11 protein-coding genes and 2 tRNA genes are annotated in these 12,604 nt (G+C 70.1%); 5 read left to right on the top strand and 8 right to left on the bottom strand.

Annotated elements, in window-relative coordinates; all coding sequences use genetic code 11:
• Positions 1-65: 65 nt before the first annotated feature.
• Positions 66-1,052 (bottom strand): AraC family transcriptional regulator, encoded by a 987-nt coding sequence (locus J2850_RS24560; RefSeq protein WP_209987763.1) that lies wholly within the window; start codon positions 1,050-1,052, stop codon positions 66-68.
• Between the two features lie 214 nt (positions 1,053-1,266).
• Between J2850_RS24560 and J2850_RS24555 the strand changes: the two genes are divergently transcribed.
• The 3 genes from J2850_RS24555 to J2850_RS24545 all read left to right on the top strand — a co-directional run bounded on the left by J2850_RS24555 (position 1,267) and on the right by J2850_RS24545 (position 3,946).
• Entirely contained in the window at positions 1,267-1,995 is a 729-nt protein-coding gene (locus J2850_RS24555) for an SDR family oxidoreductase (protein ID WP_425514137.1), read from the top strand.
• A gap of 261 nt (positions 1,996-2,256) precedes the next feature.
• A complete protein-coding gene (locus J2850_RS24550) occupies positions 2,257-2,625 on the top strand; it encodes a hypothetical protein (protein WP_209987757.1) in 369 nt (122 codons plus the stop codon).
• Between the two features lie 196 nt (positions 2,626-2,821).
• The gene (locus J2850_RS24545; RefSeq protein WP_209987754.1) at positions 2,822-3,946 is read left to right on the top strand and encodes a THUMP domain-containing class I SAM-dependent RNA methyltransferase; all 1,125 of its coding nucleotides are present in this window, start codon (positions 2,822-2,824) and stop codon (positions 3,944-3,946) included.
• A 16-nt stretch (positions 3,947-3,962) separates the two neighbouring features.
• Here the strand turns inward: J2850_RS24545 and J2850_RS24540 are convergent, their stop codons facing one another.
• Both J2850_RS24540 and J2850_RS24535 read right to left on the bottom strand, forming a co-directional pair.
• Positions 3,963-4,679: a TerC family protein gene (locus J2850_RS24540; RefSeq protein ID WP_209987751.1), complete on the bottom strand. Its 717-nt coding sequence runs from the start codon at positions 4,677-4,679 to the stop codon at positions 3,963-3,965.
• 325 nt (positions 4,680-5,004) lie between these two features.
• Entirely contained in the window at positions 5,005-6,897 is a 1,893-nt protein-coding gene (locus tag J2850_RS24535) for a right-handed parallel beta-helix repeat-containing protein (protein ID WP_209987748.1), read from the bottom strand.
• Between the two features lie 445 nt (positions 6,898-7,342).
• Between J2850_RS24535 and J2850_RS24530 the strand changes: the two genes are divergently transcribed.
• The gene (locus J2850_RS24530; protein WP_209987745.1) at positions 7,343-8,881 is read left to right on the top strand and encodes a cation:proton antiporter; all 1,539 of its coding nucleotides are present in this window, start codon (positions 7,343-7,345) and stop codon (positions 8,879-8,881) included.
• A gap of 129 nt (positions 8,882-9,010) precedes the next feature.
• On the opposite strand, the gene J2850_RS24525 is transcribed toward J2850_RS24530, so the two are convergent.
• The 5 genes from J2850_RS24525 to J2850_RS24505 form a co-directional block, all read right to left on the bottom strand.
• Positions 9,011-9,328: a hypothetical protein gene (locus tag J2850_RS24525; RefSeq protein WP_209987742.1), complete on the bottom strand. Its 318-nt coding sequence runs from the start codon at positions 9,326-9,328 to the stop codon at positions 9,011-9,013.
• A gap of 427 nt (positions 9,329-9,755) precedes the next feature.
• Positions 9,756-9,831 (bottom strand) — tRNA-Glu (locus J2850_RS24520).
• Positions 9,832-9,897: 66 nt separating this feature from the next.
• Positions 9,898-9,973: transfer RNA gene (locus J2850_RS24515), tRNA-Glu, on the bottom strand.
• Between the two features lie 43 nt (positions 9,974-10,016).
• Entirely contained in the window at positions 10,017-11,051 is a 1,035-nt protein-coding gene (locus J2850_RS24510) for a threonine aldolase family protein (protein WP_209987738.1), read from the bottom strand.
• 61 nt (positions 11,052-11,112) lie between these two features.
• A complete protein-coding gene (locus J2850_RS24505) occupies positions 11,113-11,442 on the bottom strand; it encodes a hypothetical protein (protein ID WP_209987735.1) in 330 nt (109 codons plus the stop codon).
• A gap of 55 nt (positions 11,443-11,497) precedes the next feature.
• On the opposite strand from J2850_RS24505, the gene J2850_RS24500 reads away from it, so the two are divergent.
• The gene (locus J2850_RS24500) at positions 11,498-12,544 is read left to right on the top strand and encodes an RluA family pseudouridine synthase (protein ID WP_209987734.1); all 1,047 of its coding nucleotides are present in this window, start codon (positions 11,498-11,500) and stop codon (positions 12,542-12,544) included.
• Positions 12,545-12,604 lie beyond the last annotated feature (60 nt).

The raw sequence follows: 12,604 nt of genomic DNA, 5'->3' as shown, positions 1-12,604 counted from the left end.
CTCCACTCAGGGGGGCCGTCCGAAAGGACGGCCCCTTTCTTCATTGGGCCACCGGCCCCGGCCGGTCAGGCGTCCACCGCCCGGTCATGGCGCGGGGAGCGGCCGAAGACCCGCTTGTAGGCGTGGCCGAAGGCGCTCTCCGAGGCATAGCCGAGGCCGGCCGCCAGTTCGCCGACCGGCACCCGGCCGTGCCGCAGGGCCAGACGGGCGCGCTCCATCCGCAGGCGCCTCAGGTAATCCAGCGGGGCGACCCCGGCCAGCCGGCGGAAGTGCGAGGCGAAGGCCGAGCGGGACATGCCGGCCTCGGCCGCCAGCGCCCCTACGGTCCAGCCGCGGGCGATCTCGCGGTGCATCGCGGTCAATGCCCGGGCGATCCGCGGATCCGTCAGGGCGCTGACCCAGCCGGCGCAGTCCCGTCCATTCTCGGCCACATAGGCGCGCAGCATCTGGACGACGATGATGGCCGCCAGCCCCTGCGCCACCATCGCGGCGCCGATCTCCGGCCGCTCCATCTCGCGGTCGAGCAGGTCCAGGCTGTTGCGCAGGACCGCCGCGGCGGGATGATCCGCCGAGACGCACATGACGGGCGGAAGCGCCTCGACGACCAGCCGGGCACCGTCCTCCTCGAAGACCAGCCCGCCGCCGAGCATCACCGTTCCGCCGTCCTCCCCACCGCCACCCCCCTCTTCGCTGCCCAGGCGGACCGTGCCCTCCCCGCCCTCCCTGTAGAACTCCATCCCGTCCCTGGCGGGGACGGCGGGGTCGCTCGCCACCACATAGGGCGTGTTGGTGAGCAGGAAGAGGTCGCCGGCCCGCAGCCGGTGCGGCGGGCGGTCGGGCAGCAGGAGCCAGCAGTTCCCCCGCAGCACCGCCACCAGCTTCAGCCGCGACCGTTCCGGAAAGCGCAATGCCCAGGGACCGCGCGCTTCGAGCCGGCTGCAGCGCACGCTGCGGACCTGGAGAAGCGACAGCACATCCGAAAAGGGATCGGCCTGGAAGCCGGAAGCCGGGGAACCGGAAACCGGGAAGCCGAGCACCGGGAAGGCGGACATCGAAGACTTGGGCGCCGAGGGATTGGACGTTGAGGAATTGGACTTCGAGGAACTGGGCATCGGGGAGATCGACCCGCCTGACAGTGGCCACCAACACTCCGGCCGTCGTGAATTGGACGGCCGCGACGAAAACATGGCGCTGCGAGCATAGACCGTCCAGGCCGGCTGCGCAAAACTCACGCCATCACCGACAGCGCAGGAGGAAGACATGGGCGTGAGCGGAAAAATCGTCGCGATCACCGGGGCCAGCAGCGGCATCGGCCGGGCGACCGCACTGCTGCTGGCCGAGCGGGGCGCGAAGCTCGTGCTGGGCGCCCGCCGGCAGGAGCAGCTCGACGACCTGGTGGCGGAGATCGCCGAACGCGGCGGCGAGGCGGTCCGGCTGGTCACGGACGTCAGCAAACGCGCGGATGTGGAGGCGCTGGTGGCGTTGGCCGGCGATCGCTACGGCCGGCTCGACGTGCTGGTCAGCAACGCCGGCATCGGCCCCATCGCCCTCTTCGACCAGGCCGACGTCGAGGACTGGGAGGCGATGATCGACGTCAACGTCAAGGGCGTGCTCTATGGCATCGCCGCCGCCCTGCCGATGTTCCGGCGCCAGGACAGCGGACATTTCGTCAACGTGATCTCGACCGCCGGGCTCAGGATCGTCCCGAGCCAGGGGGTCTATGCCGCGACCAAGAACGCGGTGCGGACGATCACGGAAGGCCTGCGCCAGGAAGCCGGGGCGAAGCTTCGCGTCACCGGCGTTTCGCCCGGCGTGGTCAGGACGGACTTCGCCGGCTCCATCCGGAACCAGACGGCACGGGACGCGGTCACCGGGCAGATGGCGGACACCGGCATCCCGCCGGATGCCATCGCCAGGGCGATCGCCTTCGCGATCGAGCAGCCGGCGGAGGTCGAGGTGGGCGACATCGTCGTCCGCCCGACGGCCCAGTCCTGACGGTGGCCCCGTCCTGACGATGCCCCGTCCTGACGATGCCCCCATCCTGACGATGGCCGGCATCATTGTTGTCCGGAGGCGAATAGTGTTGTTGGAACTCGCGGATTTATCCGGCGGGCCGGGACGCTTAACTCTTTCTTCACGGCCGACGCTCCCCGGCGCCGACCGGACGACAACCTCCAGCCCCGCCCTGCGCCCGGTGATCTTCCCCCGTCACCGGGCGCTTCTCCCGGCAGGGCCGCTGTTCCAAGGGACAAGATCATGGCCACCAACAAGCTCTTCTCCATCGCCGCCGCCGCCGTCCTGTCGGTTTCGGCCCTGACCCTGGCTGCCGCGCCGGCCACCGCCACCGACTTCAACGGCCTGCTGGCCGAAACCTCGGCCGCCGCCGCCAGCGCCAACGCCATCACCGCCGAGCGCACCGAGCGCGACGCCGCCCGCATCGCGCTGTCCGTCGCCCGCTCGCTGGCCGCCCAGGGCGATACCGAGGCCGCCGCCGGCTACCTGAACTTCGCCCGCGGCAAGCTGGGCCTGACGACCGTCGCCCGTGGCGAGCTGGTCGGGCTGTCCGCCTCCGGCGACACCGTCGGCCGCGGCGACGCCGTGGCCCCGCACACCTCTTACCGGTAACGGGTTTCGACCGGCATCTCGTGCCCGACTGATCCTGTCCTTGCCGCGGACGCCCGCCGAATCCCCCGCCGGCGGCGCGGCGCGGCAAGCAGGACCTCCGCCTTTCCCAGGACATCCCCGTCCCCGCCCGCCACCATCCTCTTTCCACTCCGAGAAAGATGTCGAAGACCGGCGGCCTTCGGGCTATGTAGGCGGGATGAACACCGACCAATCCTTTGAAATCTTCATCGTGACCGCGCCCGGCCTGGAGGCCGTGGCCTGTGCCGAGGCGCAGGCGGCCGGCTTCGCGAACCCGACGCCCGTCAAGGGCGGCGTGACCGTCACCGGCGGCTGGCGCGAGGTCTGGCGCGCCAATCTGGAACTGCGCGGGGCGACCCGCATCCTGGCGCGCGTCGCCGCCTTCCGCGCCCTTCATCTGGCCCAGCTCGACAAGCGGGCGCGCCGCGTCCCGTGGGCGGAGTTCCTGCGCCCCGACGTGCCGGTGCGGGTCGAAGCCTCGTGCAAGGCGTCGCGCATCTACCATGCCGGCGCCGCCGCCCAGCGCATCGAGCGCGCGATCGCCGAGGGGCTCGGCGCTCCCCTCTCCGCCGAGGCGGAGGTGGTCATCAAGGCGCGGATCGACGACGACCTCTGCACCATCAGCGTCGACACCTCCGGCGAGTCGCTGCACAAGCGCGGCCACAAGGAGGCGGTCAACAAGGCGCCGCTGCGCGAGACGCTGGCCGCCCTGTTCCTGCGCCAGTGCGGCTATGACGGGCGGGAACCGGTGGTCGACCCGATGTGCGGCTCCGGCACCTTCGTGATCGAAGCCGCCGAGATCGCCGCCGGCCTGAAGCCCGGACGTTCCCGCGCCTTCGCCTTCGAGCGCCTCGCCGGCTTCGACGCCGACGCCTGGCAGGCCCTGCGGGCCGCCGGCACCGCCCCGGCCCCCGCCGGGCTCGCGGGGCGCTTCCACGGCAGCGACCGCGATGCCGGCGCCATCGCCATGAGCCGCGCCAATGCCGGGCGGGCCGGCGTCGCCGACTGGACCGAGTTCCGCCAGCACGCCATCAGCGACCTGACGGCCCCGGAAGGCCCGCCGGGCCTCGTCATCGTCAACCCGCCCTACGGCACCCGCATCGGCGACAGGAAGTCGCTGATCCCGCTGTATCACGCCATGGGCCAGACCCTGATGAAGGGCTTCGCCGGCTGGCGGGTGGGCGTGCTGACCAACGAGCCCGCCCTGGCGAAGGCGACCGAGCTGCCGTTCGCCGAGGGCGGGGTGTCGGTGTCGAACGGCGGGCTGCGGGTGACGCTCCACCAGACGGGACCGTTGCCCTGAGGCGGGATCGCCGCCCTTACGCGAACTGTCGGAACACCTGGTTGCCGCCGCGCCAGATCATGTCGAGCGCGACATAGGTGATGATGGCGAGGCCGACCCAGCCGATCCAGCGGTGCCTGTGCAGCGCGTGGGCGATCATGTTGGCGGCGGCGCCCATCAGCACCACCGACAGCACCAGCCCGATCACCAGGATGGTCGGGTGCTCCTTGGCCGCGCCGGCGACCGCCAGCACGTTGTCCAGCGACATCGACACGTCGGCGACGACGATCTGCCAGATGGCGGCGCCGACCGTGGTCGCCCCGGCCGCCGCGACGGCGGCGGTGCCTGCGGAACCGGCACCCATCGAACCAGCCCCCACCGAACCGGCCCCCACCGAACCGGCGGCCGCGGCGCCCGCGGAGTCCGGCAGGCCCATCGCCTCGTCGGGGGCGACCTCGTCCGCGCCGTGGCTGCGCAGTTCGCGGAACATCTTCCAGCACACCCACATCAGCAGAACGCCGCCGGCCAGCGTCAGGCCGATGATCGCCAGAAGCTGCGCGGTGATCAGGGCGAAGAAGATGCGCAGGCCGATGGCGGCGGCGATGCCCCAGAAGATGACCTTGCGGCGCTGGGCCAGCGGCACGGCGGCGGCGGCCATGCCGACGACGATGGCATTGTCGCCCGCCAGCACGAGGTCGATGGCGATAACCTGAAGCAGCGCGGCGAGCGCGTCGGCGGTGAACAGATCAGTCATAGGGTGCTTTCCTCTTACATCGGGCAAGAGAGTGGCATCCACGATGCTGGTCCGGACATACGGAGAAGCGCTGCCGGCAGGCACGGGGTTGGGCCACTCTGAAGGTCTTTCCAGTCCGACATCACAGTTCGCGGAACTGTCAGAGGGGCCCGGCCTGGCAGGGCGGATCTCTAGACGAACAAGCCGGACGGCGCAACTCCGGTCTTGCCGCGATCCGGCCGCCATCGGGCCGCCGTCCGGCCGGCGGCTGGCCGGCAACGCGAACGGGCCGCCCGTCTCCGGGCGGCCCGCTGTCAGGTCATCGGTGGCCGAGCGGCGCGGACGGTCAGCCCAGCAGCCCGATGTCGCCGTAGGGGATGTGGTCGAAGCCGTGGCCATAGACCGCGGAGTTCGACGCCAGGCTGTAGTCGTGCGCACCCGGATTGACGAAGCCGGGGTCCAGCATCATCGACCCGCTGTCGTAGCCCGCGGCCTTCCATTCCGCCAGGTCGCCCTTGCCGCCGCCCGCCATCACCTGCGGCCAGACGTCGAACATGTCCTTGGAGGCGTCCAGGTTGCTGTAGAAGTTGCCATGGATGTTGCCGACGTCGGCAGGCCCGTAGATGTGGACGGCGGTGCCGTCGCGGACGTCGACGACGTTGCCCGAGACGTCGTTGCCGGTCATCTGGTGGCCCTTCCAGCCGCTCCAGGCGACGGGCTGCTGCAGGCCGATCTGGGCGCCGCTGTTGTCGGCGATCACGTTCTCGGTGACCTTGTTGTCCCAGCCGCCATGCAGGAACACGCCGCCGATGTTGCCGTGGACGAGGTTGCCCTTCACCGTGGCGCCGCTGGTCCAGTCGTCGAGGTAGATGCCCCAGCTCGCCACCTGGCCCGACGGGTTGGTCGCCGTGGTGCCGGTCACCTCGTTGTTGACGACGGTGTGGTTCGTCAGGTCCTGCTGGCGGTTGATCAGGTAGATGCCGCCGCCGTCGTTCGATTCCAGGTTGGCGTCGATGACCTTGTTGTAGGCGATGGTCACCCGGTGGGTCGCGTCGCTGCCGTCCGTCTGCACCGAGCCGACGGCGATCGCCTTCTCCGGCGAGTCCTCGATCTGGTTGTGCGTGACCTTGACGTCGGAGCTGCCGTTGACCCAGATGCCGGCGTCGCCGCGGTCGGCGGCGTTGGGATGGCGGATCAGGTTGTCCGACACCACGGTGGCGTTGGAACCGGCCTTGACGAAGATGGATTCGGCGCCGGTGCCCTCGAACTGGTTGCCGACGACCTGGCTGTTGGCGCTGTTCTGCACCGTGATGCCGTAGCCGCCGCCCTTCACGGCGTTGTTGGCGAAGACCAGGCCGGAGGCGTTGTCGGCGAAGACATAGTGCCCGCTCGCCACGCCGTCGGTGAAGGTCAGCCCCTCGATGGTGACGTTCTTGGCGCCGCCGACGCCGATCGACACCGATGCCTGCGAACCGCCGTGGATCACCGCCTTCTCGTTGCCGTAGCTGGTGAAGGTCACGCCGGAGTCCTGGCCGTCCAGCCACAGCGGGCTCTTCAGGTGGTAGTCGCCGCCGCGCACGTAGGTGGTGTCGATGTCGCTCGACCGCATGGCCGACTGGGCCTTCTGCAGGCTGGCGAAGGGACCGTCGGTGCCGTCGGCGTTGGGAGCCGCCAGCTTGCCCGACCAGCTATCGTTGCCGTTCTCGGCGACGTAGAAGCCAGGGCCGGTCGGCTTGGGAACGCCGGGCGTCGACCCGTCGACGGGCGGCTCGGGCGACGTCTGGGGAGGCGTCCCGGGAGCCGGCGCAGGGGTCGGGGTCGGGGCCGGCGTGGAGGGAGCCTCCGCGCCGCCATGCGCGAAGAAGCTCTTGTCGGCGTCGACGACGAGCGTGCCGTTCCACCACAGGCCGTCCCGTCCATCGACGACGTCGCGGCCGTCGAGCGCGCCCTTGTCGTAGGAAACGATGTCGTCGGTCGGCAGGATCGACTTGCCGTTGATCGTGATCCCGTCGACGAACAGGTTGCGGTCCGTGCCGTGCACGATCCCGTCATTGTCGTACTGGACCTGCACCTTGTGGGCCTGGCTCTCGACGATGTCCGTCTTGAAGACGAAATCCTTGGCCGTGTCGCCCGTGGTGCCCTCGCCGATCTTCCTGCCGTCGACCAGCAGGTCGAAATGCGCGTTGGCGGCACCCTTGGCGGTCACGATGATGGTCGAGTTCCCGGAGGTCGTGGCCATTGATCCGTATCCTTGGCAGTTGCGATGCGGCGCCACGATTGGCAGGACGGCTGGGGCATTGGTGAGGCATTTTCCGCGCAATCCACGAACAGGTGGTATATTCCGTTACAATTCTGCGCCAATTTCCGAAATTCTCGGGTCGACCCAAAGAAGAAAGATAAAAATTTATAAAATTGAACAAATAATACGCCTTATGGTGATGTTCGTTCGTCCATAGAGAACGGCTGGGGCGGAGGATGGCCGCCGCCTATGCTTTCCTGCGCTGTCGCACTGGCGGAGCCGGCCCTGCGGGTTCATCCGATGCCGCGCCCCACGGGATGCGGATCGCCCTCGGGGAGCGCGGCTGGTGCCCGCGCGCGATCCCACCGCCGGAGAGTCCCGGCAGTCCGGCAAAACGGGTATGGTTGCGTGCAGAACAGGATGCCCGGACGGATGTTCTACGCTCATGCTCGTGTTCGAAACCCTGCTGCTGCTGCTGTTCGTCTCGGCCTTCCTCTCGATGGCCGCGCAACGGGCGAACGTGCCCTACCCGACCCTCCTGGCGCTGGGCGGCGCGGTCGTCGCCTTCCTGCCGGGCGCGCCGAAGCTCGACCTGCCGCCCGAGCTGATCCTGGCGCTGTTCGTGGCGCCCGTGCTGCTCGACGCCGCCTACGACGCCTCGCTCCGCGATCTCCGCGACAACTGGCGCCCGGTGACGTCGCTCGTCCTGGTCGCGGTCGGCCTGACGACGCTGGCCGTCGCGGTGACGGCGCGGCTGCTCGCTCCCGACATGCCCTGGGCGGCGGCGATCGCGCTGGGCGCCCTGCTGGCGCCGCCGGACGCCGTCGCCGCCCTGGCCGTCATGCGCCAGGTCGAGCCGCCGCACCGCATCCGCAAGGTGCTGGAGGGCGAGAGCCTGCTGAACGACGCCTCGGCGCTCCTCCTCTACAAGCTGGCGGTCGGCGCCGCGGTCGCCGGCGGCTTCGGCCTGGAGGAGGCTGTGCCGGCCTTCGCGCTCGTCACGGTCGGCAGCGTCGCCGCCGGCTGGTGCCTGGCGCGCCTGACCAGATCCCTGATCCATCGGATCGACGACGTGCCGACATCGGTGATCATCCAGTTCGTCGTCACCTTCGGCGTGTGGCTGCTGGCCGAACGCCTCGGCCTGTCGCCGGTGGTCACCGTCGTCGTGTTCGGCCTGACGGCGGCACGGTCGACGCCGCAGCCGGCCCGCCTGCGGGTCCCTTCCTTCGCGGTGTGGGAAACGGTGACCTTCGTGCTGAACGTCCTGGCCTTCACGCTGATCGGCCTGCAGCTCGGCCCCATCCTGGACTCGCTCGACGGCACCGAGCTGCTGACCCAGTCCGGCGCGGCGCTGATCGTCCTGGCGGTGGTTGTCGCGGCCCGGCTGCTGTGGGCGATGGCATATACCCTGACGCAGCGCGGTGGCCATGCCGGCCTTCCCGCTCCCCCCGGCGCCGCGGAGCCGCTGACGGTGAAGGGAGGGCTGGTGATCGGCTGGTCGGGGATGCGCGGCATCGTCACGCTCGCCGCCGCTCTGGCCCTTCCGGCGGACTTCCCCGGCCGCGACTTCATCCAGCTCACCGCCTTCGTCGTGGTGCTCGGCACCCTGGTTGTCCAGGGGCTGACGCTGCGCCCGCTCCTCGTCCTCCTGCGCCTGCCGGAGGACAACACCGTCGAGACGGAACTCAGCCTGGCCAGGGCCGCCGCGCTCAAGGCCGCGATGGCGGTGCTGGACGGCGACGACACGCCGGCCGCCGACCGTCTCCGGCTGGAGTACCGGGACGCCCTGGTGAAGGCCCGCAAGGGCCGGAACCCGAGCGAGTCGGCCGACAACCGGCTGCGGCGCAGCGCGGTCCCGGCGTCGCGCCGGGCCATCGCGGACCTCCGCCGGTCGGGGGCCATCGGCGACGACGCCTACCGCCGCGTCGAGGAGGAACTCGACTGGCTGGAACTCAGCTCGGGGCCGGCACCGGCGGGGGAATGAACCGCGGGGAGTGAACCGGAGGCGAACATCGGTGGCCGAGCATCAGGGGCGGTTGTTGGGCGACGGGCATCGGCCTATCTTCGGGGCAGGCGTGCAGAGGATGCGACCCCCGGCATGCCCGCCCGGTCCTTAGCCGAAGAGGTCAGGCAGCCGCTTGACGATCTCCAGCACAAGGATCAGGAGAGTGAGGCTTTCCTTCATCCTCGCTCCCTCCGTCCAGAGCGGCGCGGGCGGTGGCCACTCCACCGCCCCGACTGAAGGTCGGATGTGGCACAAAGCGGGATTGTTTACGCTCGCAGAATGCGCGGACAGACCGCGTTTCGATGCGGTCGTGCCGCGCCGATTCCTCTTGAGGATCAGTTCTGATCGCACCGGGCCATCGCCGACCTCCGCCGCTCCGGGATCATCGGCAACGCCCGCCGCGTCGAGGAAGAACAGGCGACGCAACGCGGTTGTGCAGGGACGGAGGCGGGTTCCCTGAAAGACGCATGCGCCATGCCGTCCCTTCCCGGTGTGTCTCCCCTGTCCTGACGGCGTGTTCCGGTGTCGCCGGTTGCCGCCGATAACCTCATGCCCGGCACGGTGAACGCCTCGCCGAGGCAAGGACGGCAACCTGTTCATCAACAGGATGAAGGGATGACCGACTTCGTCGTTGGGGAGTTGCCAACGGCAGGCATGTCGTCGACTGGGAGAGTCGGGGCCTTGGGAGAGGGTGGAAACCCTGCCGGGCCGGTCGGCCGCACTCCCGCCTGACGACCAGATGACCAGGCGAAAGCAGCGCAGACGGTCAGCGCAGATTCTCGAAACCGGATCTTCCGGCAATGATCTCTGAGGGAGAGAAATGGCGCGCGCTGTATACTGTGTCGCGCGTGGATGGCGTCCCCTAGGGGATTCGAACCCCTGTTACCGCCGTGAGAGGGCGATGTCCTAGGCCTCTAGACGAAGGGGACGTCTGGTCCCGATGATGCACTTCGACGGCGGAGGCTGCCACCGTCGCTCGACCCAACCCGGAAGGTTGGCGTCCCCTAGGGGATTCGAACCCCTGTTACCGCCGTGAGAGGGCGATGTCCTAGGCCTCTAGACGAAGGGGACGTCATCGGCGTGGGCGGCTTTCTATCGAAGGCCGGACCGCCGATCAAGCCTTTTCTTTCAGCCCCTGCAAAATATCCAGCAGGCCGTCGACCACCGCGGCCGGCGTGTCGAAGGCGGTGACGAAGCGCGCGGTGCCGTCGTCCCAGCGGTAGAAGCCGTAGCCGGCCGCCTCCAGCGCCTCGGCATAGGCCGCCGGCAGGCCGACGAACAGCTCGTTGGCCTCCACCGGGTGGGCCAGCGTCACGCCGGGCAGCGCCGTCAGGCCGGCGGCCAGACGGTCGGCCATGGCGTTGGCGTGGGCGGCCAGCCGCAGCCACAGCCCGTCGGCCAGCCAGGCGTCGAGCTGCGCCGACAGGAAGCGCATCTTCGAAACCAGATGGCCCGCCCGCTTGCGGCCATAGCCGAAATCCTCGGCCATCGCCGGGTTGAAGAACACCACCGCCTCGGCGGCGAGGCAGCCGCCCTTGGTGCCGCCCAGCGTCAGCACGTCGACCCCGGCGCGCCAGGTGAGGTCGGCGGGGGCGCAGCCCAGCCGGGCGACGGCGTTGGCGAAGCGGGCGCCGTCCATGTGCACCGCCATGCCGTTGGCATGGGCGGCCTCCACCAGCGCCGCCAGTTCGGCCGGGCTGTAGACCGTGCCGGCCTCGGTCGCCTGGGTCAGGCTGAGGACGGCGGGCTGCACGCGGTGGACGACGCCGACGCCCGCCCGGGCGACATGGGCGGTCACCGTTTCGGGCACCAGCTTGCCGTGATCGCCCGGCAAGGGCACCAGCTTGGCGCCGCCGGTGAAGAACTCGGGCGCCCCGCATTCGTCGGTGGTGATGTGGGCCTCGTGGTGGCACAGCACGGCGCCGAAGGGCGGCGTCAGCGCCGACAGGGCCAGCGAGTTGGCGGCGGTGCCGGTGGCGACCGGGAAGACCGCGACCTCGGTCTCGAAGATGGCGCGGAGCCGCTCGGTCACCCGCGCGGTCCAGGGATCGTTGCCGTAGGGCGAGGCGGTGCCCGACGCGGCGGCGGCCAGCGCCGTCATCACCTGGGGAGCGGCGCCGGCGACGTTGTCGCTGCGGAAGTCATGCATGGTCTGGGGTCCTGGTCAGGGCTCAGGGTAAGGGGCCGCAGCGCGGGATCAGGGCGCGGGGTCAGGGCGCGGGCTTGCCGGCGGTGATGGTGGCGGTGACGGCGCCGTTGCGCGGGTCCATCAGGTAGAGGCGGTCCGGCCCCTGCGGCAGCGTCACCTTGAACAGGACGCGGTTGCCGACCACCAGCATCTCGCCGATGCGGGCGCCGGCCGGGACGTCGAGCGTCACCTCGGCGTTGCGGTCGGCGGCGGTGCGGTCGGCATCGCCGGATGACGTGGAAACGGAGCGGGAGGGATCCGACATCCGCTTGTACAGCTCGACGCCGAGGAAGGCGAAGCCGGCGACGATCAGAACGCCCATGATGACGACGAGTGCCTTGAGGATCTGCACGGTTTGGGGTCCACTCCCGGACGATTGAAACAGCACCAGCGACGACGCACGCCCGATGTCAGACGACCTGCCCGAAGACGAGCTGCCCGAAGACTTCCCCGAATTCGGGGATGCCCCCGCCGCCGCCTCGCCGCTGGCCTACAGGATTCCCGATACGGCCGCCGGCGACCGCCTGGACAAGGCGCTGGCCGCCGGGCTGCCGGACCTGTCGCGCTCGCGCCTGCGGGCCCTGCTCGACCAGGGCTGCGTGCGCTGCGACGGGCGGACGATAACGGACGCGTCGGTGAGGGTCAAACCCGGCCAGATCTACGAGGTGCGGGTGCCCGCCGCCGAGCCGGCCGAGCCCCGGGCTCAGGACATCCCGCTGGACGTCGTCTTCGAGGATGCCGACGTGCTGGTGATCGACAAGCCGGCCGGGCTGGTGGTGCATCCGGCCGCCGGCAACCCGGACGGCACGCTGGTCAACGCCCTGCTCGCCCATTGCGGCGACAGCCTGTCCGGCATCGGCGGGGTGAGGCGGCCCGGCATCGTCCACCGGCTGGACAAGGACACCAGCGGCCTGATGGTGGTGGCGAAGAACGACCGCGCCCACCACGGCCTGACCGAGCAGTTCGCCGACCGCACCCTCAGCCGCACCTACCTGGCGCTGGTCTGGGGCGTGCCCAACCCGGCGCAGGGCCGCATCGAGGGCAACATCGGCCGCAGCAGCGCCGACCGCAAGAAGATGGCGGTGGTCACCGGCGGCGGGAAGCCGGCCGCCACCCGCTACCGCGTGCTGCAGCGCTTCGGCCAGGCGGCGGCCCTGGTCGAATGCGTGCTGGAGACCGGGCGCACCCACCAGATCCGCGTCCACCTGACCCATGCCGGCCATCCGCTGGTCGGCGACCCGCTCTACGGCCGCGGCCGGTCGGGGCGGCCGGGGGGCAAATTCGCCTCGCTGCTGCCGGAACCGGCGCGCGGACCGCTTGTTGGGTTTCCGCGTCAGGCGCTGCACGCCGCGGCACTGACATTCCGGCATCCGGGCACCGGCGAGATCGTGACGTTCCACTCCCCAATCCCGGCGGATATTCATGAACTAATTGTCACCTTGGAGATGGGTTAAAACGGTACACGGGGAAGTCTTTCTTCGTTAGACTTCCAGCCAATGGCGAGGTTCCCGGGG

Origin of the sequence: Azospirillum picis (genome assembly GCF_017876115.1) — a bacterium.
In the GTDB taxonomy this organism is placed as follows: domain Bacteria; phylum Pseudomonadota; class Alphaproteobacteria; order Azospirillales; family Azospirillaceae; genus Azospirillum; species Azospirillum picis.
The sequence above is the reverse complement of the archived record's forward strand: the minus strand, read 5'-3'. Positions and strand labels throughout refer to the sequence as shown.

What these genes read in the sequence shown, in the direction of transcription:
- J2850_RS24560 (WP_209987763.1), bottom strand. Translation starts at nt 1,052, where the DNA reads ATGTCCGCCTTCCCGGTGCTCGGCTTCCCGGTTTCCGGTTCCCCGGCT.
- J2850_RS24550 (WP_209987757.1), top strand. Translation starts at nt 2,257, where the DNA reads ATGGCCACCAACAAGCTCTTCTCCATCGCCGCCGCCGCCGTCCTGTCG.
- J2850_RS24545 (WP_209987754.1), top strand. Translation starts at nt 2,822, where the DNA reads ATGAACACCGACCAATCCTTTGAAATCTTCATCGTGACCGCGCCCGGC.
- J2850_RS24540 (WP_209987751.1), bottom strand. Translation starts at nt 4,679, where the DNA reads ATGACTGATCTGTTCACCGCCGACGCGCTCGCCGCGCTGCTTCAGGTT.
- J2850_RS24535 (WP_209987748.1), bottom strand. Translation starts at nt 6,897, where the DNA reads ATGGCCACGACCTCCGGGAACTCGACCATCATCGTGACCGCCAAGGGT.
- J2850_RS24530 (WP_209987745.1), top strand. Translation starts at nt 7,343, where the DNA reads ATGCTCGTGTTCGAAACCCTGCTGCTGCTGCTGTTCGTCTCGGCCTTC.
- J2850_RS24510 (WP_209987738.1), bottom strand. Translation starts at nt 11,051, where the DNA reads ATGCATGACTTCCGCAGCGACAACGTCGCCGGCGCCGCTCCCCAGGTG.
- J2850_RS24500 (WP_209987734.1), top strand. Translation starts at nt 11,498, where the DNA reads ATGTCAGACGACCTGCCCGAAGACGAGCTGCCCGAAGACTTCCCCGAA.